We start from the raw sequence: 24,727 nt of genomic DNA, 5'->3' as shown, positions 1-24,727 counted from the left end.
CGGCGCTCCGACCCCGCGCCCGCCGCTGAGCGGGATCAGGCGGGGAGCGACGCCTCGATCAGACCGACGATCCGCGGGTCGTCGGGCTCGACCGTCGGGCGGAACCGGTGCACCGTGCCGTCGGCCGTGATCAGGAACTTCTCGAAGTTCCACTTCACGCGTCCGGCCTTGCCGTTCTCGTCCTCCGCCTTGGTGAGCTCCGCGTAGAGCGGGTGCGCCGAGCGGCCGTTGACGCGGACCTTCTCGAACATCGGGAAGGTGACCCCCCAGGTCGTCGAGCAGTACGCCTTGATCTTGTCCTCGTCGCTCAGCTCCTGGAGGAACTGGTTGCTCGGGAAGCCGAGGACCGTGAATCCGCGCTCCCCGTAGCTCTTCTGCAGGGCCTCGAGCTTCTCGTACTGCGGGGCGAGGCCGCAGCGGGAGGCGACGTTGACGATCAGCCGCACGGGCGGGTAGTCGGCGAGGGTCGACGTGGTGCCGTCGATCGTGGTGAGGGGGATGTCGGCGATCGTGTCGGGCACGGAGGGCTCCTTCGGACGTGGTGCGTCGACGCTACTCCCCGCCGCCGAGGGAACCCCGAGTCGTCGAGGGAGCCCGCTCCTGCGGGTTCCCTCGACGGTCCGGGGTTCCCTCGGCGAGCGCCTGCCTCCACCATGGAGGGATGGCCGCCTCGCAGCAGATCGTCTCGGTCGGCGGGCGGAGGCTCCGGCTGACGAACCTCGACAAGGTCGTCTACCCGGAGACCGGCTTCACCAAGGCCGACGTGCTCTCCTACTACGCCTCCGTCGCCTCCGCGATGCTGCCGCATCTCGCCCGCCGCCCGGTCACCCGGAAGCGCTGGGTCGACGGAGTGGGCACCGCCGAGCATTCGGGCGAGGTCTTCTTCGAGAAGAACCTCCCCTCCTCCGCCCCCTATTGGCTGAGCCGGACCCGGCTCGCGCACTCGTCGCGCGACGTCGAGTACCCGCTGGTCGACGACGTCGCCGGGCTCACCTGGCTGGCGCAGCAGGCGGCGCTCGAGCTGCACGTCCCGCAGTGGCGGGTGGGATCCGACGGCGAGCGCCGTCCGCCCGACCGCCTCGTGCTCGACCTCGACCCGGGCGAGGGGGCGGGCCTGGCCGAGTGCGCCGAGGTCGCGTTCCTCGCCCGCGACCTGCTGGAGGGGATGGGCCTGGCTCCGCTGCCGGTGACCAGCGGGAGCAAGGGGATCCACCTCTACTGCCCGCTGGACGCCTCCGCCTCCAGCGACCAGATCTCGGAGGTCGCGCACGAGCTGGCGCGCGCGCTCGAGTCGGACCACCGCGACCTCGTCGTCTCGGACATGAAGAAGACCCTGCGCGAGGGCAAGGTCCTCGTCGACTGGAGCCAGAACAGCGCGGCGAAGACGACCATCGCCCCCTACTCCCTCCGCGGGCGCCTCCGGCCCGCCGTCGCCGCGCCCCGCACCTGGGAGGAGCTGGGCGAAGAGGGCCTGCGCCACCTGTCGCCCGACGAGGCGGTGGAGCGGCTGCGGAGCGACGGCGACCTCCTCCGCCCGCTGCTCGCCGCCCGCGGCGCCGGTCTCGAGCCGACCCCGGAGCGGATGGCGGGCTTCGCCGCGACGGACGCCTCCTCCGACCGCCTGGCGACCTACCGCAGCATGCGCGACGCGTCGAAGACCCCGGAGCCGGTGCCCGAGGCGGGGTCCGCGGGCTCCTCCTCGGGCGACTCCTTCGTCATCCAGGAGCACCACGCGCGGCGCCTGCACTACGACTTCCGGCTCGAGCACGACGGCGTCCTGGTCAGCTGGGCGGTGCCGAAGGGCCCGCCGCTGGAGGGCGACCCGAACCGGCTCGCGGTGCAGACCGAGGACCACCCCCTCGAGTACGCGACCTTCGAGGGCACGATCCCGGCCGGCGAGTACGGCGGCGGCGAGGTGCGCATCTGGGACGAGGGGACCTACGCCCTCGAGAAGTGGCGCGAGGGGAAGGAGGTGATCGCGGTACTGACCGGCCGCCCCGACGGCGGGCTCGGCGGCGAGCCCCGCCGCTACGCCCTGCTGCACACGGGAGCGCACGCGGGCGCCGAGAAGAACTGGCTCCTGCACCTCATGGCGCCGGGGCCCGCTCACAGCCACGGGACGCAGCGACGGGGCCGGGCGGCCGCGTCCGCCGCGTCGCCCGCTTCCCGCCCCGCACCCTCCGCCGACCGCCCGGCCGAGGACTCCGCCCCGCGCCGCCACCGCCCCATGCTCGCCACGGCCGGACGCCGCGGGGAGGTGGACCCCTGGGCCGCGATCGAGATGAAGTGGGACGGCTACCGCGCGCTCGTGCGGGTGCAGGGCGGCACCGCGACCCTCACGAGCCGCAACGGCAACGACCTGACCACCGCGTTCCCCGACCTGCTCGCCCCGCTCTCAGAGGCCGCCGCCGACGCCGTGCTCGACGGCGAGATCGTCGCTCTCGACGCTCGCGGGCGCCCCGACTTCGGTGCCCTGCAGACCCGCGGCGGGCTGACGAAGCCGCGCGAGATCGAGGCGGCCGCCCGGTCCACTCCGGTGCACCTGATGGTCTTCGACCTGCTCGAGCGCGCAGGAGAGGACCTGACCGGGAGCGATTACGACACCCGTCGTGCGGCACTGGTCGAGCTCGTCGCCGAGAACGAGCGCGTGCACGTCCCGTCCGTGTTCGACGGCGACCTGGAGGAGGCGATGGCCACCAGCCGCACCCTCGGGCTCGAGGGCGTGGTCGCCAAGCGCCGCGACTCGCGCTACCAGGAGGGCAGCCGCTCGCGCGACTGGATCAAGCTGACCCACCACCGGCTGCAGGAGGTCGTGATCGTGGGCTGGCGCGAGGGCGAGGGCGGTCTGCAGGGCTCGGTCGGGGCGCTGCTGACCGCGATCCCCGGCGAGGACGGGCTCGCCTACTCCGGCCGCGTCGGCACCGGCTTCAGTGATCGCGAGCGCCGCGGACTGGTCGTCCGCCTGGCCGAGCACGCCACCGACGAGCCCGCCGTCTCCGTCCCTCCGCTCGAGTCGCGCGGCGTGCACTGGGTGTCGCCCGTGCTGGTCGGCGAGGTCCGCTACCGCGAGCGGACCGCCTCCGGCACCCTGCGCCAGCCGGTCTGGCGCGGCTGGCGCGCCGACAAGGCCGCCGAGGACGTCCGCGTGGAGGAGCCGGGCAACTGACCCTCCGGCTGATCCGGCCGAGGTGCCCGGGAATGCGGCTCGCGCGGCCGATCTGCAGCATTCTCGGGCACCTCAGTCCAGGCGCACCCCGCGCAGGAGGAGGAGGGTCGCGCCGACCGCGGCGCCGGTGCCGATGAGGACGCCGCCCGCTCCGGCCGCCGCCGCGAGGACGCCGAGGAGGCTGGGCAGGGCGATCAGCCCGAGGCGGTTCCCGGCCAGGCGCAGCGCGAGGGCGCGGCCGTGGCGGTCGGCGGGGGTGCGCTCGATCAGCCAGGACATCGTGATGGGCTGGCCGATCCCGAGGCCCAGGCCGAGGGCGGCGACCGCGACGAAGAGGAGCGCGGTCGGCGCGGGCAGGGCCACCAGCACCAGGCAGAGCGCCGAGATCAGGATGCCGCCCATCATCACCCGGGTGCGCCCGAGCCGGGCGGTGGCCGCGCCGAGGAGGAGGCGCGAGGCCATCGACGCGAGCGCGCGCACGGTGAGCAGGGCCCCGACGACGCCCGCCGGGAGTCCGCGCTCGGCGCCGAGGGCGGGGAGGTACACGACGGTCAGGTCGACGGCGGCGACGACGGTCGCGCTGGTCAGCAGGGCGCGCGCGAGGCCCGGCACCCGGAGGAGCCCGAGCGTCGACCCCGGAGCCGTCTCCTCCTCCGCCGCGGGTCCGCGCGGGGACGGGCTGCGGATCCCCGCCGTCGAGACGAGCAGCAGCACCGCGAGGATCCCGCCCACGAGGAACAGCGGTGCCGGGTCGGGCCGCACCGAGCCGCCCGCGAGCACAGGGATGAACGCGGGCCCGATCGCCTGCCCGAGCGACGCGGCGAACGTGTAGTAGCCGAAGCGGCTGTCGAGCCGCGTGCCTCCGGTGCCGCCCGCGACGACGGTCTGCTGCCCGACCACGCAGCCCAGATGCCCCGCGCCGAGCAGGGCGATGCCGACCAGCAGCCCCGCGACGCTCCCGCCCGCCAGGAGCAGCACCGCGGCCGCTCCCACCGCGACGAGGGAGCCGACCGCCATCACGGCCCGGGCGCCGACCCGGTCGACCAGCCCGCCCGTCGGCAGCGCGATCAGCAGCGGCACCAGCGCGAAGGAGGCGCCGAGGGCACCGAGCGCCCAGGACGGCACGTCGAGCTGGATCGCCTGGTAGACGGCGGCGGGCCGCAGCAGGAACGCGACGGCCTGGATGAGCACGGCGTGCGCGAGCAGGGACGGAGTCGCCAGGCGGTCCCGCACGCGCGCTCCTCCCCGTGGCACCCGGCTGAGCACCCGCTCATCCATAATCCTCCCCTCCCGCCGTCGCCGAGTCACCCGAGGGTCCGCTCGAGCCCGGCGGCGGGAGCACGAGGGCAGAACCCTCCCGGTCCGTCCTCGTGCGCGGGTCGTCCCCGCGCGCGGGCATGCTCCCCCTTTTGCGGACTGGTCAAGACCCATACACGTATGGTCGAGTATCGAAAGCGCAGGAACGAGCGGATCGGGACTGCGCACCGGGGACACGCCGGGACCGACCGCGCTCACGCGTCGGCCGCGATCCCGGCGTGCCTCCTTTCCGAGACGCGGGCACCGCGTCCCGGCGGTACCCGGACCACGAGGAGGAGAGAACATGAACAGAGACCATCGAGAGACCGCCGCCCGCGGCGGACTCGCGGCGCTCCTGGCGTGCGCTCTGGTCGCTGCAAGCGTCGCCCCGGCGCACGCGGCGCCGTCGGCGCTCCCCGACGCCGCGGTCAGCGCTCACGACGGCGCGACCAGCACTGCAGAAGCCGCGGTCAGCGCTGTCGACGCCGCGACCACTCCGCCCACTGCCGGCACTCTCGGCGACGCAGCGACCGTCGACCTCCCGTCGACCAGCAGGGAGCCCCTCACCATCACGGCGGAGGACGCGCCCACACTGTCCATCCGGCTGCCCGCCGGAGACGGAGCCGTCGCGGGGTCGACCGAGCACCCTGGAGTCCGCGTCTACGACAACGGCGACGGCTCGACGACCGTGCCCGTGGTGGCAGGCAGCACCGTGCGCATCCACACCGTGCTGCGCGACCGGACCGCGCCCGAGGAGTACCCCTACGCGGTGAGCATCGGCACGGGATCGTCGCTGTCCCTGACCGACGACGGTGGAGCGGTCGTCCTCGATCCGGCGGGGCAACCGCACTACCGGTTCGCGCCGCCCTGGGCGGTCGACGCAACGGGAGCGGCAGTCCCCACCTCCTACTCGGTGAGCGGGACGACGCTCCTGCAGCACGTCGACCTCTCCTCGGCCGGCATCGTCTTCCCTGTCGTCGCCGACCCCCAGCCGGTCCTCTGGCCGGGAGGGACGGGCGTCCGCTTCGACCGCGCCGAGACGCGGGCGATCGCCGACTCCGGCGACGCGAGCAGCGCCGCCGCGACCCTCTGCGGCCTGATCGGCTCCGCTCCGGGAGCTGTCGCGTGCGGCCTCGGCGCCGCGCTGGTCCTGCGGACCAAGATCCAGCCCTTCAAGGACGCCGCGAGCAACGGCCGCTGCAGCCAGATCAACATCCCCTACGGAACCGGTCCGGCACTCTGGTTCACGTACGAAGTCGACTGCTGAGAGGAGCCGTCGTGACCGCCACCACGAAGGACCTGCTGACCGCGCTCGCCGTCGGCGCCTGCTTCCTCGTGATCGCCGTGCTGGTCGGGCTCCAGCTTCCGACGCTGGTGCTCTTCCCGGTCGCCGCGTTCCTTCTCTTCTGGGGAGCGCAGACCTGGCGTCGTCGCCACTGACCCGCCCGGGAAGGCTCGTCTCCCGCCTCGAGAACCAGCCTTCCCGGGCGTCTCAGCGGCGGACGTCTCCAGCCGAGTCGTCTCCGCGCGGGGTCGGCAGCGCGTGCGCGGGCAGCGTGCCCAACCGGTGCCGGCCGCGGAGGAGGAACCAGGCCAGGCCGACGCCGACGACCGCGGCGATCACCACGACCGCGCTCCAGCGCAGCTCCGCCCCGTAGACCTCGACGCGCGGCCACGCGAGGTCCACCGTCATGGCCGCGCCCCAGAGCACCGCGAGGACGTTCACCGGCAGGCCCGCACGGCCGAGCGAGAAGCGCCCGGGCGCGGCTGCGGGCCACCGGCCGCGGAGCCGCGCGATCAGCAGCGGCACCGTCACCAGCAGGTAGGCCAGGTAGATGAGGATGACCGCCACACTCGTCACGGCCGTGAAGATCGCCGGAGTGCCGATGTTGACCACCAGGATCAGCACCGCGAGCGCCCCGACGACGAGCGCCGGCGCCACCGGTGTCCCCCGCCGCGGGTCGACGCGGGCGAGCACGCGGCTGCCGGGCAGGGCGTTGTCGCGCGCCATCGCGAAGATCAGACGGATGCCCGCCGTGTGCACCGCCAGCGCGCACACCGTGATCGCGACGACCACGCAGAGCAGGAAGACCGTTCCGAGGGGGCCGCCGAGCACCTGCAGCACGATCCGCTGCAGCCCGCCCGACGCCTGCCCGAGCGCCGGGTCGGCGAGGTCGGGCGCCGAGAGGATCCCCAGCAGCAGGATGAGGCCCCCGAGGACGAAGGAGGCGGTCACCGCCCGCAGGATCGCCGTCGGCGCGGTCCGGCGCGGGTCGACCGTCTCCTCGCCGAGCGAGCCCGCGGTGTCGAACCCGTACATCACGTACGCCGACGCGATCGCGGCGATGAGGAACGCGCCGGCGTACCCGCCCGGGGTGCTCCCGCCGTAGCCGCTGGTGTCGAGCAGCACGGTCGGCGGATGCACCACGTTCACTGCGAGCACCGCCACCAGCAGCACCGCCGCGATCAGCTCGATCAGCACGCCGATGCTGTTGATCCGGGCCATCAGCCGCACGCCGCGCGCGTTGACCGCAGTGGTGAACGCGATCAGCAGGGCGCCCCAGATCACCGCGCTCACCCCCGAGGAGCCGCTGAGCTGGAACCCGCTCCAGATCTGCGGGAGCGTCGCCTGGTACGCCAGCACGACGGCCGCGAGCGTCACCACGGAGGCGGTGGCCATCAGCCAGCCCGCGAGCCAGCTCACCGCAGGCCCCGCCAGGCGCTTGCTCCAGTTGTAGACGGAGCCGGCGACCGGGTAGCGGGCGGCGAGCTCGGCGAAGCACAGAGCCACCATGAGCTGGCCGGCGAACACGATCGGCCAGGACCACCAGTAGGCGGGACCGCCGAGCGCGAAGCCGAAGGAGAAGAGCTGGAACGTGCCCGTCAGGATCGAGATGTAGCTCACGCCCGCGGCGAAACTGCCGAAGCGGCCGATCCCGCGGGTGAGGGAGGGTCTGTACCCGAACTCGGCGGTCCCGTCGTCGACGTCCTCGGTGGTGCTCATCGGGCTCCCCCTCGCGGGCGCGCTCGTCGCACCGAGGTCAGGATGCCAGCCGCCGCCCGGCCGCACGACTCCCCCGTCCCGGGCGTCACGCCCCGCGGGCGCTCCCGGTCGAGCGGACCGCGTCAGCCGTGCGCAGCGAGCCGGGTGCGCTGCGGCACCAGGAGCTCGAGCAGCTCCTCGACCCCGTCGACGCGCTGCGGCTCGACCGGGTGTCCGGGACCGCACGGCTTGTAGGCGGGCGGATCGACGTTGAGGACGTGCCCGACCGCTCGCCCCTTCTCCCAGACGGTGAGGAGGAACGCGCCGTCGCGCTCGTCGGGAGCGCCGATCTCGAAGACCCGCCCGCGCACGATCGCGCACTGCGGCTCTTTGCGCGCGAGGCGCACCCAGAAGGGATGGTCTCCGGTCATCGTGCCCGTCCTCCCCGGCCGACCCGCGGCCGTGCCCGTAGCGGTCGACCGGTGATCGTGTCGTCGGCGACCCGCAGGGCCACGGTACGTCCGCCTCCCCTCAGCCGATCAGGGGGTTCACTGCGGAGCCTCGCAGTGGTAGCAGGCGCCGGCCGCACCCGGGTCCGCGCCGCGGGGAACCCCTAGTCAGCATGCGGATCCTCGTAGTCGGCGCCGGTGGTCAGCTCGCCGTCGCCGGGCTGCACGGGATGCTCGCCGGTGAGCGCGTCGATCCGCCGGCGCAGCCGCGCCACCTCCTCCGAGTTGTCGGGCTCGGGCAGGTCGCTCGGCGTGGTCTCGATGACGAGGGCGGCAGCGGCGTTGACGAGGAAGGTGGCGTCGACCGTCCCGCCGTCGGCGCCGATCCCGGTGTACTCGACGGTGTCGGCCGCGCCCTTCGCGGCGAGGGCGACGGCGTACTCGACGAGCGCATCGGCCGCCTCGTCCCCCACCAGGATCGTCTTGTCGGCGAAGAGGATGTGCTTCATGCCGTCCATGCTCGGCAGCGTCGGCCACGTGGAGGGAGGAGGTTGACAGAGCGGCGTGCTCCTCGGGAGACCTGGACAGATCGAGCAGAGAACGGCGACGCGGGTTGTCGGATCCCTCCGGTCTGCGGGAGGGTGAAGGCAACGGCGGTGCCTGCGGCCGGAGATCAGGGGCTGGAGACGCCGATGGGGAAGCTGCACTACGACGGGACCGTCGAGATCGACTTCGAGGACCGCGTGCTCGCGCACCTGCAGATCGTCATCACCGCGAAGCTGCGCCGCAACGAGTCGTTCCTGCTCAGCTGGCGGGACGACCACAGCATGGGCGACGGCCGCAGCGCGATCTGGATCCACCCCTCCCACGCGCTCCGCTACAAGTACTTCGGCGGCCGGATGCCCCGCATCAACCCCGCCTGGATCTCCGCGCTCACCGACCTCGCGAACTCGGCGGGCGGGCTGTACGTCATCTCGGAGCCCGCCGAACCGGTGCGCCCCCCGGTGAAGGGCGACCAGCTGTGAAGCGCATCGACCTGATCTACGACGGCACCGCGTACACGGTCAACAACAGGAGCCTCGAGGAGTTCCGCGCCGAGGTGGAGGCCGCACTCGCCTCCCCGACCCCGCAGTGGCTGACGGTCAACTACGGCGAGGGACGCGCGAACCCAGCACTCCTGCTCATCACGCCGCACACCCCGCTGTCGATCATCACGAACGATTTCGACGATCTCAACGCCGAGCACGAGTAGCGGCGGTCCTCCGAGAGGTCAACCACGTCGTCCGGTCGATCCGCGCCCCGTACCGTCGGGCAGGACCTCGTCGACGTCGTGCGCGGACCCCGCACGGCGACACCCGATCGACACCGCCCGCGCCTCGGCGCGCAGAACAACGGCCGCGGACACCCGGCCAGGAGCCGTGATGACAGACCCCGCCTTCGCTGTCCTCGACGATCTCATCGCCGCCCTCGAGCGTCCCGGCTCGATCGACCCCGGCCTGAGCCGTTCCGTCGCCGTGCAGGCCGCCGTCCTCCGGCTCCCGTCGCCCCGCACCGCGCACCGTCCGCGCCCGACGAGCCGCTTCACCGGCCGTCGCCTCGTGCGCCCGGGCAGCGCCGCGAGGCGGGCTCCCGCCCGACACCGCGTCGTCGTCCCCGCCGGTCCGGCCGAGCGTCGCGCCGCGCGGGGCCGTCGGCTAAAACGGGCGCGGTGACGAACCCCGACGCTCTCTGCGACCCGTATCTGCGCGGGTACCCGATCGACGGCGTCGCGATCTCCACGCTCGGCGGGCCGTTCGGCGGTGAGACCGTCGCGGCGAGCGACAGCACCGCGAGCCGGCTGGACGAGATCCAGATCGACCTCGGCGAGGGCCCGTGCTGGGAGGCGATCCGCGCGGCCGGCCCCGTCTCGGTGCCGGACACCGGCGCGGAGGAGCGCTGGCCGCTCTTCACCGAGGCGATCGGCCCCACGGCGGTGCGCGCGGTCTTCGCCTTCCCGCTCTCGATCGCGGGGCTCTCGATCGGCGCGGTCGACCTCTACTCCCGCCGGCCCACGTCGCTCAGCGGCTCCCTCCTCGGCGCGATCAACGCCTCGACCACCGCGACGGCACTGTTGGTGCTGGCCGCGGTGCTCCGCGACAACGAGGTCGAGGAGAGCACGAATCCGCGCTCGCGACGTGTGGTGCACCAGGCGACCGGCATGATCATCGCGCGCTACGGCAGCACGGCGGAGGAGGCGCAGCTGCTGCTGCGCGCCCACGCCTTCGCCCAGCAGCGCTCCGTCGTCGATGTCGCCTCCGGCATCGTGGCCCGGCACGACGGGTTCCCCGACCGCCCTCTCACCGCCCAGGACGACACATGGTGACGAACTCCCGCGAGCGCAGCGTCATCCAGACGTTCGTCGCCCTCTCCGACACGCTGGTCGACGACTACGACGTCGTCGACTTCACGCAGACCCTCGTGGAGAGCAGCGCGACCCTCTTCGACGCCGTCTCGGCGGGGCTCGTCCTCGCCGACTCCACCGGCTCCCTCGAGGTGCTCGCCTCCACGGACGAGGACACCCGGCTGATCGAGCTGCTCCAGCTCGACAGCGGGTCGGGCCCGTGCATCCAGTGCTTCGAGACCGGGCGTCCGGTCGTCGTCGAGGACGCCCGTGCCGTGGGCGAGGAGTGGGCGGAGTTCCGGACGCTGGCGGTCGAGCTGGACGTGCTCTCGGCGCACTGCGTGCCGATGCGCTCGGCGGGGACGACGATCGGCTCCCTCAACCTCTTCCAGGCCCGGCCGGGGCGGCTCGATGCGGACGACATCGCGGTCGTGCAGGCGTTCGCCGACGTCGCGACGATCGGGATCCTGCACCAGCGTGCGCTCCAGCGGAGCACCGTCACCCAGGAGCAGCTGCAGCACGCCCTCGACAGCCGGGTGCTCATCGAGCAGGCGAAGGGGATCCTCGCCTACGCCCACCGCACCACGGTCGAGCAGGCCTTCGAGGTGCTGCGGGTCCGCGCGCGAGCGACGTCGACTCCGATCACGACGCTCGCCCAGGCGATCATCCGCGACTACCGGCGCTGACGCTCCGGGCCGGCGGAGCAAGAGCGGGGCGGATCCGCGCCGCTGGCGCCCCGCGGAGCAGGAGCGGGGCGCGGAGCGTCAGCGGCGCCGCGGCTCAGAGCTCAGTACTCGTTCTCGAGCTCCCACCTGGCGCGGGGATCGACGTCCGAGGCGGGCACAGGACCACCGGCGCCGTCGAGCGCCCCGAGGCGCTCGAGGATCTCGTCGCTCGACTCCGCCGCCGCGCTTCCGCTGCCCGCGACCGCCAGGGGGACGCCGAGCCCGACGGTGAGCGTCACGACGGAGGAGGGGGCCGAGTCGTCGGCGACGCTGACCGTGCTCATCCGGTGCTGCTGCGCGAGCGCGAGCGAGTAGCGGACGACGGCGTCGGCAGTCGCGTCGTCGAGGGAGAGGGAGCCACCGGTGTGGAAGAGCGTGGTCATGGTCAAGTCCTCGCAGGGCAGGCGGATGGGCATGGTTCCGTCACCGGGGGCCAGGATGCGGTGCGTTCACGCTACGCCCTGGGCGCTCGCGGAGGCAGGTCTTGCGCCGAGTCGGGCCCCTGACGCATGGTTCGCTCCCGACGCAGAAGCGATTCCCCCATGGCTCTGAGGCAGCACACATGTTAACGTGAACACACCCGTCGGTCCTCTCGGCTCGGCGCATCCCTCCCCTGAAGGAAAGGTCTCGACGATGAGACGACGCTCCCCGGAGCCCCCTGCCGCCGCGCCTCGGCGCCGCGTGCGATCCCTCTTCCTCTCCGCCCTCGCCTGCACGAGCGTCGCCCTCACCGGCGCGCTCGTCCCCGTATCGGCGCAGGCCGTCGACGTCCCGGCGCCCACGGCGCACTACGACATGTCGCACGCAGGCTCCGCCCTGCTCGACATCTCGGGCAACGGACGCAACGCCACCCTGACCGGCCTCACCGACGCCTCCTTCGCGAACGCCGGCGGCGACCAGGTCGCCCGGTTCAAGAACGACGGCTACGCGAGCCTCCCCCAGGGCCTGGTCACCGGAGCCGACAACGCGTTCGCCGTCGAGTACACGGTGAAGACGCAGACCACCGCCAACCAGTTCGGCTGGGTCATCGGCGACGGCGTCGGCCCGTGGAACACCACGCAGCTCGGCAACCACGTCTTCGTGAACCCGCGCAACCCCGACGGCTCGCCCAGCGGGCAGGTCCTCGCGGGCATCCGCGTCAAGGAGCCCACGAACAACGGCGAGACCCGCATGCCCTTCGGCGGCACGCTCAACCCCGGATTCACGACGCTCACGCTCGTCGGCACCGGCACCGGCTCGAACACCGTCCTCACGCTCTACCGCGACGGCACGCAGATCTCGACGGCGAACACGGCGAAGTCGATGGCGAGCATCGTCCCGACCGGATCCACGCTCGGCTACCTCGGGCGCTCGCTCTACACCGGAGACGCCCTGGTGACCGCCGACGTCACCGACGTGAAGTTCTGGGACACCTCCCTCACCGCCGAGCAGGTCGCCTCGAGCATGCCGACCGCCGACGCGAAGGCGTCCGCGACCTCCGCCCTGCTGCGCTCGGACATCCAGCCCGTCCTGCTGGCCGGCAACCCGTCGCTGACCCAGGTCTCCTCGAACCTGACGCTGCCCGCCTCCAGCAGCGGCGTCCCGCTCACCTGGACCTCCTCGAACAGCGCGGTCGTCTCGACCACCGGCGTCGTCTCGCGCACGATCGCGCAGAACACCCCGGTGACTCTGACGGCGACCACCGCTCAGGGCGCGACGATCGCCTTCGACGTCGTCGTGCTCGCCCCGAGCATCAACGACGACCTCGACGCGCTGAAGCTCGCCACGCGCACGACCGAGAACCTCCCCCTCGCGGTGAAGGGCGCCAAGAACGGCACCGACATCACCTGGACCTCGTCCGACCCGGCGCTCGTCACCCCGACGAACACGTCCTACGCCGCTCCGGCGGTCGGCGCGGCCGACCCGTACCGCGGCGGCGGCGTCGTCACCCGGCCGGCCTACGGCTCCGGCGACAGGACCGTCACCCTCACCGCGAAGGCGACGCTCAACGGAGTCACCGAGACGCGCGCCTTCACCCTGACCGTCGCCGAGCTCGGCCGCACCGCTCCCGACGCGGGCTACGCCTCGGCGTACTTCAAGTCGGACGGCGACGAGAAGATCTACCAGGCCGCGACCTCGGGCAACGACTTCTTCACCTTCTCGCCGGTCAACGGCGGCAAGGCGGTCATCACCTCGACGACCGACACGAAGGGCCTGCGCGACCCGTTCATCCTCCGCTCGCACAACGGCGACAAGTACTACATGGTCGCCACCGATCTCTGCATCTCCTGCGGCACGAACTGGGGCGACGCCCAGTCCACGGGCAGCCTGAAGATCGAGGTCTGGGAGTCGACCGACCTGGTGCAGTGGACCCGCACCAACGGCGCCGACACCGGCATCACGGTCAACCAGCCGGCCGCCGGCATGACCTGGGCGCCCGAGGCGTACTGGGACGACGCGCTGCAGTCCTACGTCGTGTTCTTCTCCTCGCGCCTGTACTCCGACGCGACGAAGACCAACAACGACAAGCTCTACTCCCGTGTCTTCTCGGTGATCACCCGCGACTTCCGCACCTTCACCGCTCCCCCCGCCACCTGGCAGGACACGGGCTACGCGCGGATCGACTCCACGATCACGAAGATCGGCGACTACTACTACCGCTTCACCAAGAACGAGGAGGGCGGCGCCGCCGGCATCCTGGAGGCCGGGAAGGACATCTTCCTCGAGAAGTCGAAGGTCCTGACTGCCGGGACGACCTCCTCGAACTGGAGCGCCGACCCGAACACCACCTGGCAGCTCACCGACACCCGGATGACCTCGCTCGAGACCGGCCAGGCCGGCGAGGGACCCGAGATCATCAAGCTGAACGCGGGCGACCCGAACGACACCACCGGCACGGGCGACGGCTACGCCTTCCTCGTCGACAACTACGGCGACGGCGGCTACAAGGCCTTCCTCACCTCCGGAGCGGCGATCGCCGGCAGCTCGCAGACGAACCGCCTCTCGCAGTCGGCCGACTGGAACGTCTCGCCCAAGAGCCGCGCCGGCCTCCCGACCAGCCCGCGGCACGGCGCGTTCGTGAGCGTCCCGCAGACGGTCCTCACCGCCATGAAGAACTGGACCGGCGTCACCGCCGTCGACTCCACCACGACCCTCACCGCCGACGGCCGCACGGTCACGGCGACGGTCGTGGCGGCCGACAAGGGCGACGTCGTCGGCTCGGTCACCTTCACCGGCGGCTCGTGGACCTCGACCGTCCCGCTCTCCGGCGGCTCCGCGAGCGTCTCGGTCCCGGCGGGCGTGACCGGTGTCACGGCCTCCTACACCGGGTACGCGGACAAGCTGGTGCGCACGTCGGTCTCGGCCGCCGTCCCGCTGGACACCCTCGAGCTCGCCCCCGCCGCCACGACGCGCTGCGTCGCCGGCAAGGTCGTGCTCACGGTGACCGTGAAGAACGCCGACACCGCTGCCGCGGACGTCACGATCGCCTCGGCCTACGGGTCGAAGTCGTTCACTGCGGTCGCGCCCGGCTCCTCGGCCTCCGCCGCCTTCACCACCCGCCTGGCCTCGATGCCGGCCGGCACGGTGACGGTGACCGGGTCGGCGACCGGCCAGCCCGCCTTCACCGCGACGGTCCCCGTGGCCGCCGCGCGCTGCTGACGCACTGACGACGAAGGGCCCCCTCCTGCGCTCGCGCGGGAGGGGGCCCTTCGTCGTTCCCGCGAGATGCCGCTCCGGTGCGCCTGAGTCGGCGTGTCGCGGACCGGAGTGGCGTCTCGCGAGCGGGTCAGACGGTGGGAGCGAGGAGGTCCGCGTGGTGGACGGCCGCCACGTTCGGGTGGGCGCGGAGCCGGTAGCGCAGCGCGTTCTCGCCGTAGGTCTCGAGGATCGGCGCGTTCGTCGGATCGACCGAGAGACCGGACTTGAGCTCCTCGGGCAGCAAGAACGAGGGCATGGTCGCCGAGAGCGCGGGATTGAAGAAGAACGGGATCGAGATCCGGTCCGTCCCGATCAGCGGCGAGATGACTCGGTGCAGCGTGGCCTTGAGGTAGCCGCCGGTGGCGAGCTCCAGCATCTCGCCGATGTTGACGACGAACGCGCCCTCCATGGCCGGCGCCTCGATCCACGAGCCGTCGTGCTCGACCTGCAGACCGCCCTTGCCGGGCTCGACCAGCAGCAGCGTCAGCACGCCGCCGTCGCGGTGCGCGCCCACGCCCTGCTTGGGCTCCGGGTCGGAGGTGCCCGGGTAGCGGACGACCTTCACCAGCGAGAACGGCCGCTCGGCGAACGCCTCGTCGAACACGTCCTCCGGGGCGTCGAGGGCGACGGCCCAGGTGCGCAGCAGGCGGATGGCGACCGCCGCGAGCTCCGCGTGCCAGCGCTCGAAGACCTCGCGGAACTCCGGCAGCGCCTCGGGCCAGAGGTTCGGCCCCTCGAGGCGCTCGAAGTCGGCGACGCCGGGCCCGGCGGGAACGGCCGGGCGGTCGATGCCGATGTCGACCTGCTCGCGGTAGTCGACGTCGCCGTTGGTGAGCTCGGCGCCGAAGCGGGTGTAGCCCCGGAACTGCGGGCTGAGGGTGTTCTCGATCGCGAGCTTCTCCTCCTCCGGCAGGTCGAAGAAGCGGCGGGAGACGGCGACGACGTCGTCGAGGAGGTCCTGGGGCACGCCGTGGCCGACGAGGTAGAAGAAGCCCACGTCGTGCGTGGTCTCCCGGAGGTCCCGGCGGAAGGCGGCGGCCTCCGCCTCCCCCTGGTCGAGGCGGGACAGGTCGAGGATCGGCAGGGAATCGGTCATGCACCGACTCTCGCGCACGAACCTGCACAGAAGTCGATTGTTACGACAACCAAAACGACGGGCCCCGCCACGGCGCGGAGAACGTTCCTCCGCGCCGCGACCGGGCCCGGCCACGGCGCGGAGAACGTTCCTCCGCGCCGCGACCGGGCCCGCCGTGAGCGCCGAGTGTTACGGCGTGGGCATGCCGCCGTTGACGTGCAGCGTCTCGCCGACGACGTAGCTCGACTCCGGGGAGGCGAGGAACACGTAGGCGGGAGCGAGCTCGGCCGGCTGGCCCCAGCGTCCGAGCGGCGTCTGCGAGCCGACCTCGGGCAGCTTGTCGGACGGCTGGCCGCCCGCGGTCTGCAGGGGCGTCCAGATCGGACCCGGAGCGACGACGTTCACGCGGATTCCCTTGGGCGCGAGCTGCTGCGCGAGCGCCTTCGAGAACGTGTTGATCGTGGCCTTGGTGCTGGCGTAGTCGACCAGCATCGGCGACGGCTGGTAGGCCTGGATCGACGAGGTGCTGATGATAGCGGAGCCCGGGGCGAGGTGCGGCACGGCCGCCTTGGTCATCCAGAACATCGCGTAGACGTTGGTCTTGAAGGTCTCGTCGAACTGCTCGTCCGAGAGCTCGAGGAAGTCCTCGACGTGCTGCTGCTTGCCCGCGTTGTTGACGAGGATGTCCAGTCCGCCCAGGCCCTCGACGGCCTTCGCGACGGCGCCGACGGCGAAGTCGTGGTCGGTGATGTCGCCGGGGATGGCGACGGCGGTGCGGCCGGCCTCCTCGATCAGCGCGACGACCTTCTTCGCGTCGGACTCCTCCTCGGGGAGGTAGACGATCGCGACGTCGGCGCCCTCGCGGGCGTAGGCGATGGCGACGGCCGCGCCGATGCCCGAGTCGCCTCCGGTGACGAGCGCCTTGCGCCCGGTGAGGCGGCCGGAGCCGCGGTAGGTCGACTCGCCGCGGTCGGCGGGGTCGTCCATCTCCGAGTCGAGGCCGGGGCCCTCCTGGTACTGGGCCTCCGTGTCGATGTGGGCGAACATCGCGGTCGGGTCTTGGAACGTGTACTGGTCGTTCTGCGGAGTCTGGTCGTTCTGCGAAGTCATGTCTCGACGCTAGGCGCGCGGGATCCGCGGCCGCGCGTGCTTGACAGCCCCGATCCGCCAGGACACAGGAGGCCTTCAGGAGCCGCGGAGCCCCCCGGATCGGGGAGAATGGTGCGGTGACCCGCGACGACTCCCTGTCCTTCGACACCACGGCGCCGCTCCCCGGCTGGCAGCACGCCTACTCCGGCAAGGTGCGCGACCTCTACACCCCCGACGACGCCGACCCCGTGCTCGGCGCCGACCGCATGCTCGTGGTCGCCAGCGACCGGGTCAGCGCGTTCGACGCGGTCCTCGAGCCCGGCATCCCCGGCAAGGGCGAGTTGCTGACCACGCTCTCCCTCTGGTGGTTCGCACAGCTCTCCGACGTCCCCAACCACCTGATCCCGGGCGCGATCCCGGAGGCGGTCCGCGGCCGGTCGATGCTGGTGAGGACGCTCGACATGTTCCCGATCGAGTGCGTCGTGCGCGGCTACCTCTCCGGCAGCGGCTGGAAGGAGTACCGGGAGACGGGCTCCGTCTGCGGCGTCCCGCTCCCCGAGGGCCTCCAGGACGGCGACCCGCTCCCCGAGCCGATCTACACCCCCGCGTGGAAGGCCCCGCAGGGCGAGCACGACGAGAACATCACCTTCGAGCGCACGGTCGAGATCGTCGGGGAGGAGGCCGCGGAGGCGCTGCGCACCCTCTCGCTCGCGGTCTTCCGCGAGGCGTCCACCATCGCCCTGGCCCGCGGCGTGCTGCTGGCCGACACCAAGTTCGAGTTCGGGGTCGACCGCGGGACCGGAGTCGTCACCCTCGGCGACGAGGTCCTCACCAGCGACTCCTCCCGCTACTGGGACGCCGAGGACTACGACGCCGGCATCCGCGGCCGCTCGTTCGACAAGCAGATCGTGCGCGACTGGCTCGCCGACAACTGGGACGGCCAGGGCCTCCCGCCGACCCTCCCGTCCGAGATCGTCGAGCGCACGGCCGCGCGCTACCGCGAGCTCATCGAGCGCCTCACGCGCTGAGGCACCGGTACGACCTGTGGACGATCACCACCCTCGCGTCCGGCTGGAGGCCCGCGGCGAGGATCCGGACGAGGCGCGGCACAGCCTCGCGCGGCTCTACAACGGCGACGAGTGGCGCGCCGCCACCACCGCGGCCGACTTCAGCTACCGCTACGCGGCCATCGGCGACGGCGGGATGACCCTCCGCACCTCGCGGATGTCCGGGCGCCTCGCGGGCGGCGTGGGCGACTCGGACGACGTCGTCGTGCAGTGGATCGTGGGCGGCTCCGGCCGGATCGACGTCGGCCGCGCCTCGATCGCGATGGAGGAGAACCGTCCCGTCCTCTTCCCCGTCGGCCGGCCGTTCGCCTTCGACTACGTCGACTTCGACCAGCGCCTGGTGCACCTCGACCGGGGAGTGGTCGACCGGGTCGCCGCCGAGCGCGGCCTCGTCGGCTCCCTCGTCTTCGACTCCGAGCACCGCCCCGACGCCGCGGCGATCCGCCGCTGGCGCACGGCCGTCGCCGACTCCGCCCGCGCGCTGCGCAGCGAGCGCGTCGAGCCGCTGCTCTGGGACGAGCTCACCCGTGCCACGGCCTCCGCGCTGCTCGACCTCTACCCTCCGGAGTCCGCTCCGGTCCCGCCCGAGCTCCTCGCCCCCCGGAACGCACGGATCCGCACGGCCGTCGAGTACGTGCACGCCCACTGCAGCGAGCCGATCGGCCCCGCCGAGATGGCGGCGGCGTCGGGCCTGACCGTCCGGGGCCTGCAGTCCGCGTTCCAGCGGGTGCTCGGGATGCGCCCGATCGCCTACCTGCGCCTGGTGCGGCTCGACCGCGCCCGGGAGGAGCTCGCCGTGAGTCCGCCCCTCGGGACGACGGTCGCCGCCGTCGCCCGGCACTGGGGCTTCGGGAACGCGGGCCGCTTCAGCGCGGCCTACGCGGAGCGATTCGGCGAGTCGCCGAGCGCCACGCTGCAGCGCTGATCAGTCGACGAGCTCGGGCGGCGGCTGCCCCTCGAGGATGCGGCTGAGGCCGTCGAGCAGCACCGCGACGGTCGCGGCCTCCGATTCGGGCACCTTCGCGACCATCGCGCGGATCTGCTCGTAGGTCGGGTCGTCGGTGCCGACGATGGCCTTCTGCGCGCGCTCCGTCAGGCAGAGGATGCGGCCGCGGCCGTCGGACGGGTCGGGAGTGCGGTCCACGTAGCCGGCGCGGGCGAGGCGGTCGACGAGGAGGGAGACGGCCGCCGTCGTGATCGACAGGGCCGCGGACAGGTCGACGGCGCGGACGATCTCGTCGCGCCGCTCCCCGACCCCGATCAGCCGCAGGGCCGCGAGATCCGTGGCGCCGATGCCCAGGCGGCGCTCCACGCGGCCGTCGTAGTCGCGCTCCGCCGTGCGCAATCGCGTGAGCAGAGCGAACAGGTCTGGCCGAGCGTCCATCGAGGTGCACCTTCCGAGCGGCAGGCGCCCCGGACGGGAACTCGCTGCCCCCATCGAACCACTTCTCCGGCGATCGGACGGCGTGTGTCCCGAAAGCGCAGTCGGCGCCGAGACTGTTAGTCAACCGACTTAGCAATACCTAGTGTCGACGGTGCGGCACGCCTTCCGTGCGCCGCCGACGGTGAGGAGGTGCGCGCGATGGGACGACTGCTCTACGGCGCACCCGCCAGCTCGCACTCCTTCGAGGACCGCGCCCTGGCCCACCTCCAGACCGTGATCACCTCGCGGTTCCGCCGCGGCGAGGGCTTCCTGCTGACGATCGAGGACGCCGAGGGCCGCCGGTCCGAGCTGTGGCTGCACCCCGGCATCCCGACCCGCTACGAGTACGACGGCACCGCCTCGATCGAGCTCAACCCGCACTGGCTGCGCGAGCTCTCGAACGCCTCCAACGGCCGCCTCGGTCTCCACCTCCTCCCCGAACCCTCGTCGCCCGACGACCTCTCCGTGAAGAAGATCCCCGCATGAGCGACCACAACGGCACACTGTTCCGTCGCGGAGGCACCGTCCGCTTCGTCCGCTGGATCTCGTCCCGCGACGGCGGCTGGGCCCCCGAGATCGTGCAGGGGCGCTACCTCGAGCGCGACGACCGCGGCTGGCTGGTCGAGATCGAGGGCACCCCGACGGTCCTCGCGAAGGACGACTGGGCCGTCTACCGCTGACCGGCCGTGCGCTCGGCGTACTGTTGAGCGGGTGCGTTCCCGTGATCGCCGCGGCATCACCTCGGCTCCCCTCCTCCTGACGACCATCGGAACGACGAGCCTCGTCTTCCTCTGCGCGTTCGAGTCGCTCGCCGTGACGACGATCATGCCGATCGTCAGCGCCGACCTCGACGGTCGCGCCCTCTACCCCCTGGCCTTCGCGGCGACGCTCGCCGCCGCCGTGGTCGGGATGGTCGCGGCCGGCTCCTCCGCCGACCGCCGCGGCCCGACGCCGTCGCTCGTGGTCGCGATCCTGCTCTTCACCCTGGGTCTCGTCGCCGCGGGCGCCGCCCAGTCGATGCCGGTCTTCGTGGCGGCCCGCCTGCTGCAGGGGCTGGGCAGCGGAGGGATCACCGTCACCCTCTACGTGCTCGTCGCGCGGGTCTACCCGAGCGAGCTGCATCCGCGGATCTTCGGCGCCTTCGCCGCGGCCTGGGTCGTGCCGTCGCTGGTGGGGCCGCTGGTGGCCGGAGTCGTCGCCGAGCTCGCGAGCTGGCACTGGGTCTTCTTCGGAGTCGTCGCCCTGGTGGCCCTCGCGAGCGCCGCGATCGCGCCCACCCTCCGTGCGCTCGAGCCGCGCGAGCGCCTCCCCTTCGACCGCCGGGCCGTGGGCCGGATCGCCCGCGCCGTCGTCGTCTCGGCCGGAGTCGTCGTGCTGAGCACGAGCGCCGAGCTCGCGCCCGACCTCGCCGGGCTCCTGGCCGCGGCCGCCGTGGTGGTCGTGGTCGTGGGGGTTCGCGCGCTCCTGCCCGCGGGCACGCTGCGCGCCCGGGGCGTCCTGCCGTCGGTGATCCTCCTCCGCGCCCTCGTCGCCGCGGCGTTCTTCGGCACCGAGGTCTACCTGCCGCTGCTGCTCTCGGAGCAGTACGGCCTGCCGCCTTGGCTCTCGGGCGCCATGCTCACCGCGGGCGCCGTCTCCTGGGCTCTCGGCTCGAACCTCCAGGGACGCCCGGGTACCCGCCTCAGCCACGGCGGAGCGATGCGGCTCGGCACGTCGCTCGTGCTCGCCGGCATCGGCGTCGTGCTGCTCGTCACGGTGCTCGCCCTCAGCCCGATCGTCGCGGGCGTGGGCTGGTTCCTGGCCGGCGGCGGCATGGGCACGATGTTCCCGCGGATGGGGACGATGACGCTCGCGCTCTCCGCTCCGGGCCGGGAGGGCTTCAACAGCTCGGCCCTGCAGATCGCCGACTCGACCGGCGCCTCGGTCTCCCTCGCGCTGACGGGCCTCCTCGCGGCGGCGGTCACCGGCCTGATCGGGGCCGGGACCGGGGTCTTCGCCGCGACCTTCTCGTACGCCGCGCTGATCGCGATCGTCGCGGTCGGTCTGGCCGGCCGGCTCGACGGGCTCCTGCGCCGCGAGGGACGCCGGGAGCCCGCCGGGCGCGCTCAGCTGTAGAGCGACTCCGGCACGTCGAGGCCGTAGATCGCGCGGCCGGACGACCAGATCACCGAGCAGGCGGCCCGGAGCAGATCGGTCGCGTCGTCGCCGGCGTCCACGATCACCACGGAGTCGCCGTCGAGGCGGACCTTGGCGCCGCGGACGGCGTGCACGCCGTTCCGCGAGACGGTGGTCGCTGGATAGGGCAGGTGCAGCTCGCGCAGGTCGCTGAGGATGTACGTCGGCCGGAGCTTGGGCTCCGCGGCGAGGAGCTGCTTGGCCCGGTCGATCCCGGTGAGCACGTGGGCGCTCTCCATGTCTGCGCCGTTCGCGCCGGCGATGTCGGTGTCGAGCCGGTCGCCGAGGAACAACGGGTTGGCCGAGCCGAAGCGTGCGGTCGCCGCGTCGAAGATCGCACGCTCGGGCTTGCCCGCGACGACCGGGAGCCGGCCGACCGCGGTGTGCACGGCCGAGACGAGGGTCCCGTTGCCCGGGGCGATGCCGCGCGCGACGGGAATCGTCCAGTCGGTGTTCGTCGCGACCCACGGGATCCCCGTGTGGAGAGCGAACGAGGCCTCGGCCAGCTGCTCCCAGCCGACCGTGGGCGCGAAGCCCTGGATGACCGCCGCCGGCGAGTCCTCCGCACTGCGCGTCACCGTGAAGCCCGCGCGCTCGACCTCGGAGGTGAGGCCCTCCGCTCCGACGACCAGGATCGTCGAGCCGGCCGGCACCAGGTCGGCGAGCAGCACGACGGCCGCCTGCGGAGAAGTGACGACGTCCTCGGGTCGGACGCTCAGCCCCAGCTCGGAGAGGTGCCCGGCGACGGAGGCGTCCGTGCGGGAGGCGTTGTTCGTGATGTAGCCGACGCGCAGCGTCTCGGCCGCTCGGTTGAGGCTCTCCACCGCGAACGGGATCGCGTCGGCGCCCGTGTAGACGACCCCGTCGAGGTCGGCCAGGACGGAGTCGCGGCCGTCGAGCGGAGTGGGCTCAGTCCTGCTGCTGCGGAACATCGGCGTCCTCCTCGGCGGCGTCGGCGGGCGTGGTGGGGCGGGTGCTCGCGACGTGCTCGTCGAAGTCGTCGGAGTCGTCGGTCTCGCGGGCGTCCGGGGAGTCGTCCGTCTCGACGGCGTCGGCGTCGGCGGGCTCGACGGACTCGTCGGCGGTCGGCTCAGCCGAACCGACAGCCTCGTCCGGGTCCGTCTCGGCGAGATCGTCGGACTCGAGGGACTCGTCCGCAGAGGTCGGCTCGTCCGTGTCGACGAGGTCGGCCTCGGCGTGAGCCCTCGCGTCGGCGTCGTCGTCCGCATCCGCGTCGTCGACGACGATCGGGTCGTCCTCGCGCTCGGTGTCGAGGTGCTCGTCCGCGGCGTCGACCGCGGTCTCCCCCACGACGCCATCAGGAGCGGACCCGGCGCCGGCCGTCTCGTGCTCCTCTTCGATCACCTCGATCGTCTCGTCGTCGCCGCCGCCCTCGGCCGCGAAGACGGCCTGCGCCGCGATGTCGGCACGGCGCTGCCACTCCGCCGCCTCCTCGGAGCGCCCGACCTCCTCGAGGACGAGTGCGTAGGCGGCGAAGAGATCCGGGCTGTAGGAGAAGGCGCGGTCCGGGTCCAGCTGCGGGATCTCGAGCTCCATGAGGGCGAGCTCCGCCTGGCCGAGGTCGAGACGGGCGCCGGACATGGCGATGGCCAGCGACACCTGCGCGCCGGGGCTCAGCGTGGTGCGGTCGATCGACCGTCCCAGCTCGAGCGCCTTGTCCGGCCGCCCGACGCCGCGCTCGGAGTCGACCATCAGCGGCACCTGCTCGTCCGACCCGGAGATCCGACGGAAGGTCCGCAGCTCGCGCAGCGCCAAAGCGAAGTCGCCCGTCGCGTACGCCGAGATCGCGAGCGACTCGCGGACCACGGCGATGCGTCCCGCGCGGCGGGCCGCCGAGAGCACGTGGCGGTGCGCCAGCTCGGGGTCCTCCTCGAGGAGGCGGCCGGCCATCACCAGGTGACGAGCGACCCATTCGGCGTTGTCCTTCGAGAGCGTGCGCAGCTCGTTGCGGGCGACCTTGTCGAGGTCCTTGGGCTGCACGTCGTCCGGAAGGTCCGGGTCGTCGTGGCGCGGGCGCACCGATTGGAGGGAGCGCCGCTCGCGCTCCTCCTCGGTGAGTTCCGGCTCCTCGCGGGGGCCGCCGCGTCCGCCGCCGAAGCCCTCGCGTCCGCGTCCGCCGCCCTGACGGTCTCCGCCGCCGCGCCGATCGTCCGACCACGGGCGGCTTCCACCGTCGCGCGAGCCACCGCGGTACGGAGGACGCGCGTCACCGTCACGCTGCGGACGGGAATCGCCACCGCGGTAGGGAGGACGGGAATCACCGTCACGCTGCGGACGGGCATCTCCACCACCGCGATAAGGAGGACGAGAGTCACCGTCACGCTGCGGGCGGGAATCTCCACCACCACGGTACGGAGGACGGGAATCACCATCGCGCTGCGGGCGGGAGTCGCCACCGCGGTAGGGAGGGCGAGAGTCACCGTCACGCTGCGGACGAGAGTCGCCACCACCACGGTACGGAGGACGGGAGTCACCGTCACGCTGCGGACGAGAGTCGCCACCACCGCGATAAGGAGGACGCGAGTCACCATCGCGCTGCGGACGGGAATCGCCACCGCGGTAAGGAGGACGAGAGCCACCATCACGCTGCGGACGGGAATCGCCACCGCGGTAGGGAGGACGAGAGCCACCATCACGCTGCGGACGCGAGTCACCATCACGCTGCGGACGAGAGTCGCCGCCACCGCGGTACGGAGGACGCGAGTCACCGTCACGCTGCGGACGAGAGTCGCCACCACCGCGATACGGAGGGCGGGAGTCACCATCACGCTGCGGACGCGAATCGCCGCCACCACGATACGGAGGACGAGCATCACCATCGCGGCGGGGGCGGGAGTCGCCCGAGCCACCGCGGTCGTTCGAGGAGCGGTCGGAGCCGCCGGCACGGGGCGGGCGCTCGTCACGCCGTCCGGAGTCCCGGTCGTTGCGGTCGGATCCTGAGTCGTCCATGCGTTCCTCGCCTGTCGTGGTGATGCTCTGTGGAGTTGACCCGCCCGAGGGCGAGGAGGACGGCCGCAGCCGTCGCACCACCCTAACCCGCACCGCGCTCCAGCAAGCAGCGAGGATCAGAGGTGGTGGTTAAACAGCGATGGCCACCCATCTCTGGGTGGCCATCGTGAATGGTGTCCGGCGGTGTCCTACTCTCCCACAGGGTCCCCCCTGCAGTACCATCGGCGCTGAGAGTCTTAGCTTCCGGGTTC

The 24,727-nt window shown here is 72.6% G+C and carries 26 protein-coding genes and 1 rRNA gene; 15 read left to right on the top strand and 12 right to left on the bottom strand.

The genetic code is table 11. The features are described from left to right. Positions 1–35: 35 nt before the first annotated feature. The gene (locus C5D44_RS12250; RefSeq protein ID WP_258065135.1) at positions 36–521 is read right to left on the bottom strand and encodes a glutathione peroxidase; all 486 of its coding nucleotides are present in this window, start codon (positions 519–521) and stop codon (positions 36–38) included. A 140-nt stretch (positions 522–661) separates the two neighbouring features. On the opposite strand from C5D44_RS12250, the gene C5D44_RS12245 reads away from it, so the two are divergent. Then, positions 662–3,166: an ATP-dependent DNA ligase gene (locus C5D44_RS12245; protein WP_104281790.1), complete on the top strand. Its 2,505-nt coding sequence runs from the start codon at positions 662–664 to the stop codon at positions 3,164–3,166. 72 nt (positions 3,167–3,238) lie between these two features. Here the strand turns inward: C5D44_RS12245 and C5D44_RS12240 are convergent, their stop codons facing one another. Further along, positions 3,239–4,399: an MFS transporter gene (locus tag C5D44_RS12240; RefSeq protein WP_258067964.1), complete on the bottom strand. Its 1,161-nt coding sequence runs from the start codon at positions 4,397–4,399 to the stop codon at positions 3,239–3,241. Positions 4,400–4,766: 367 nt separating this feature from the next. Between C5D44_RS12240 and C5D44_RS12235 the strand changes: the two genes are divergently transcribed. Together C5D44_RS12235 and C5D44_RS18105 are read left to right on the top strand one after the other, a co-directional pair. Beyond that, positions 4,767–5,729 carry a hypothetical protein gene (locus C5D44_RS12235; protein WP_104277070.1) on the top strand — a complete coding sequence of 321 codons (963 nt, stop codon included), beginning with the start codon at positions 4,767–4,769 and terminating at the stop codon, positions 5,727–5,729. A gap of 11 nt (positions 5,730–5,740) precedes the next feature. Then, positions 5,741–5,902, top strand: coding sequence for a hypothetical protein (locus tag C5D44_RS18105; protein ID WP_159911972.1), 162 nt, complete (start codon positions 5,741–5,743; stop codon positions 5,900–5,902). Positions 5,903–5,954: 52 nt separating this feature from the next. Here the strand turns inward: C5D44_RS18105 and C5D44_RS12230 are convergent, their stop codons facing one another. From C5D44_RS12230 to C5D44_RS12220, 3 genes are all read right to left on the bottom strand, one after another. Continuing rightward, complete coding sequence (locus tag C5D44_RS12230; RefSeq protein WP_104281788.1) at positions 5,955–7,466, bottom strand: APC family permease; 1,512 nt, start codon at positions 7,464–7,466, stop codon at positions 5,955–5,957. A gap of 122 nt (positions 7,467–7,588) precedes the next feature. Beyond that, entirely contained in the window at positions 7,589–7,876 is a 288-nt protein-coding gene (locus tag C5D44_RS12225; protein ID WP_104281787.1) for a hypothetical protein, read from the bottom strand. A 182-nt stretch (positions 7,877–8,058) separates the two neighbouring features. Beyond that, complete coding sequence (locus C5D44_RS12220) at positions 8,059–8,403, bottom strand: hypothetical protein (RefSeq protein ID WP_146088042.1); 345 nt, start codon at positions 8,401–8,403, stop codon at positions 8,059–8,061. Positions 8,404–8,586: 183 nt separating this feature from the next. On the opposite strand from C5D44_RS12220, the gene C5D44_RS12215 reads away from it, so the two are divergent. The 5 genes from C5D44_RS12215 to C5D44_RS12195 all read left to right on the top strand — a co-directional run bounded on the left by C5D44_RS12215 (position 8,587) and on the right by C5D44_RS12195 (position 10,960). Further along, positions 8,587–8,919 (top strand): ATP-dependent DNA ligase, encoded by a 333-nt coding sequence (locus C5D44_RS12215; protein ID WP_104281785.1) that lies wholly within the window; start codon positions 8,587–8,589, stop codon positions 8,917–8,919. Then, positions 8,916–9,146 (top strand): hypothetical protein, encoded by a 231-nt coding sequence (locus C5D44_RS12210; protein WP_104281784.1) that lies wholly within the window; start codon positions 8,916–8,918, stop codon positions 9,144–9,146. The genes C5D44_RS12215 and C5D44_RS12210 overlap by 4 nt, the downstream gene beginning before the upstream one ends. Before the next feature lie 169 nt (positions 9,147–9,315). Beyond that, positions 9,316–9,606 carry a hypothetical protein gene (locus C5D44_RS12205; protein WP_104281783.1) on the top strand — a complete coding sequence of 97 codons (291 nt, stop codon included), beginning with the start codon at positions 9,316–9,318 and terminating at the stop codon, positions 9,604–9,606. Beyond that, a complete protein-coding gene (locus C5D44_RS12200; RefSeq protein WP_104281782.1) occupies positions 9,603–10,256 on the top strand; it encodes a GAF and ANTAR domain-containing protein in 654 nt (217 codons plus the stop codon). The genes C5D44_RS12205 and C5D44_RS12200 overlap by 4 nt, the downstream gene beginning before the upstream one ends. After that, positions 10,250–10,960 (top strand): GAF and ANTAR domain-containing protein, encoded by a 711-nt coding sequence (locus C5D44_RS12195; RefSeq protein ID WP_104281781.1) that lies wholly within the window; start codon positions 10,250–10,252, stop codon positions 10,958–10,960. Before C5D44_RS12200 ends, C5D44_RS12195 begins: the two co-directional genes overlap by 7 nt. A 101-nt stretch (positions 10,961–11,061) precedes the next feature. Here C5D44_RS12195 and C5D44_RS12190 read toward each other — a convergent pair whose 3' ends face one another. Then, entirely contained in the window at positions 11,062–11,382 is a 321-nt protein-coding gene (locus C5D44_RS12190) for a hypothetical protein (protein WP_104277079.1), read from the bottom strand. Between the two features lie 298 nt (positions 11,383–11,680). On the opposite strand from C5D44_RS12190, the gene C5D44_RS12185 reads away from it, so the two are divergent. Next, positions 11,681–14,638, top strand: coding sequence for a glycoside hydrolase family 43 protein (locus C5D44_RS12185; RefSeq protein WP_258065319.1), 2,958 nt, complete (start codon positions 11,681–11,683; stop codon positions 14,636–14,638). 127 nt (positions 14,639–14,765) lie between these two features. Here C5D44_RS12185 and C5D44_RS12180 read toward each other — a convergent pair whose 3' ends face one another. After that, the gene (locus C5D44_RS12180) at positions 14,766–15,773 is read right to left on the bottom strand and encodes an isopenicillin N synthase family oxygenase (protein ID WP_104281780.1); all 1,008 of its coding nucleotides are present in this window, start codon (positions 15,771–15,773) and stop codon (positions 14,766–14,768) included. 168 nt (positions 15,774–15,941) lie between these two features. Next, positions 15,942–16,862, bottom strand: coding sequence for a glucose 1-dehydrogenase (locus tag C5D44_RS12175; RefSeq protein WP_104281779.1), 921 nt, complete (start codon positions 16,860–16,862; stop codon positions 15,942–15,944). 116 nt (positions 16,863–16,978) lie between these two features. On the opposite strand from C5D44_RS12175, the gene C5D44_RS12170 reads away from it, so the two are divergent. Both C5D44_RS12170 and C5D44_RS12165 read left to right on the top strand, forming a co-directional pair. Then, positions 16,979–17,869 (top strand): phosphoribosylaminoimidazolesuccinocarboxamide synthase, encoded by an 891-nt coding sequence (locus tag C5D44_RS12170; protein WP_258067387.1) that lies wholly within the window; start codon positions 16,979–16,981, stop codon positions 17,867–17,869. Between the two features lie 16 nt (positions 17,870–17,885). Continuing rightward, positions 17,886–18,833 (top strand): helix-turn-helix domain-containing protein, encoded by a 948-nt coding sequence (locus C5D44_RS12165; protein WP_104233810.1) that lies wholly within the window; start codon positions 17,886–17,888, stop codon positions 18,831–18,833. On the opposite strand, the gene C5D44_RS12160 is transcribed toward C5D44_RS12165, so the two are convergent. Beyond that, complete coding sequence (locus C5D44_RS12160; protein ID WP_159940166.1) at positions 18,834–19,292, bottom strand: MarR family winged helix-turn-helix transcriptional regulator; 459 nt, start codon at positions 19,290–19,292, stop codon at positions 18,834–18,836. Positions 19,293–19,490: 198 nt separating this feature from the next. Between C5D44_RS12160 and C5D44_RS12155 the strand changes: the two genes are divergently transcribed. Genes C5D44_RS12155 through C5D44_RS12145 form a run of 3 tightly spaced genes read left to right on the top strand, consistent with a single transcriptional unit; the run spans position 19,491 to position 21,446 of the window. Then, positions 19,491–19,817: a hypothetical protein gene (locus C5D44_RS12155; RefSeq protein ID WP_104277083.1), complete on the top strand. Its 327-nt coding sequence runs from the start codon at positions 19,491–19,493 to the stop codon at positions 19,815–19,817. Continuing rightward, the gene (locus C5D44_RS12150) at positions 19,814–20,011 is read left to right on the top strand and encodes a hypothetical protein (protein ID WP_068256013.1); all 198 of its coding nucleotides are present in this window, start codon (positions 19,814–19,816) and stop codon (positions 20,009–20,011) included. Before C5D44_RS12155 ends, C5D44_RS12150 begins: the two co-directional genes overlap by 4 nt. Before the next feature lie 31 nt (positions 20,012–20,042). Further along, a complete protein-coding gene (locus C5D44_RS12145) occupies positions 20,043–21,446 on the top strand; it encodes an MFS transporter (RefSeq protein WP_104277084.1) in 1,404 nt (467 codons plus the stop codon). On the opposite strand, the gene C5D44_RS12140 is transcribed toward C5D44_RS12145, so the two are convergent. Continuing rightward, a complete protein-coding gene (locus tag C5D44_RS12140; RefSeq protein ID WP_104277085.1) occupies positions 21,437–22,438 on the bottom strand; it encodes an HAD-IIA family hydrolase in 1,002 nt (333 codons plus the stop codon). The two genes, C5D44_RS12145 and C5D44_RS12140, sit on opposite strands and share 10 nt — an antisense overlap. Beyond that, on the bottom strand, positions 22,416–23,546 hold the full coding sequence (locus C5D44_RS12135) for a hypothetical protein (protein ID WP_181118500.1): 1,131 nt from the start codon (positions 23,544–23,546) through the stop codon (positions 22,416–22,418). Before C5D44_RS12135 ends, C5D44_RS12140 begins: the two co-directional genes overlap by 23 nt. Here C5D44_RS12135 and C5D44_RS17765 point away from each other — a divergent pair. Further along, positions 23,532–24,467 (top strand): hypothetical protein, encoded by a 936-nt coding sequence (locus tag C5D44_RS17765; RefSeq protein WP_146088041.1) that lies wholly within the window; start codon positions 23,532–23,534, stop codon positions 24,465–24,467. The genes C5D44_RS12135 and C5D44_RS17765 overlap by 15 nt on opposite strands. A 184-nt stretch (positions 24,468–24,651) precedes the next feature. Here the strand turns inward: C5D44_RS17765 and rrf are convergent. Further along, a 5S ribosomal RNA gene (gene rrf / locus C5D44_RS12125) occupies positions 24,652–24,727 on the bottom strand; the annotation flags it as partial.

This window comes from Rathayibacter sp. AY1B5, assembly GCF_002932795.1.
Classification (GTDB): Bacteria; Actinomycetota; Actinomycetes; order Actinomycetales; family Microbacteriaceae; genus Rathayibacter.
This window is presented reverse-complemented; position numbering and strand designations above follow the sequence as displayed.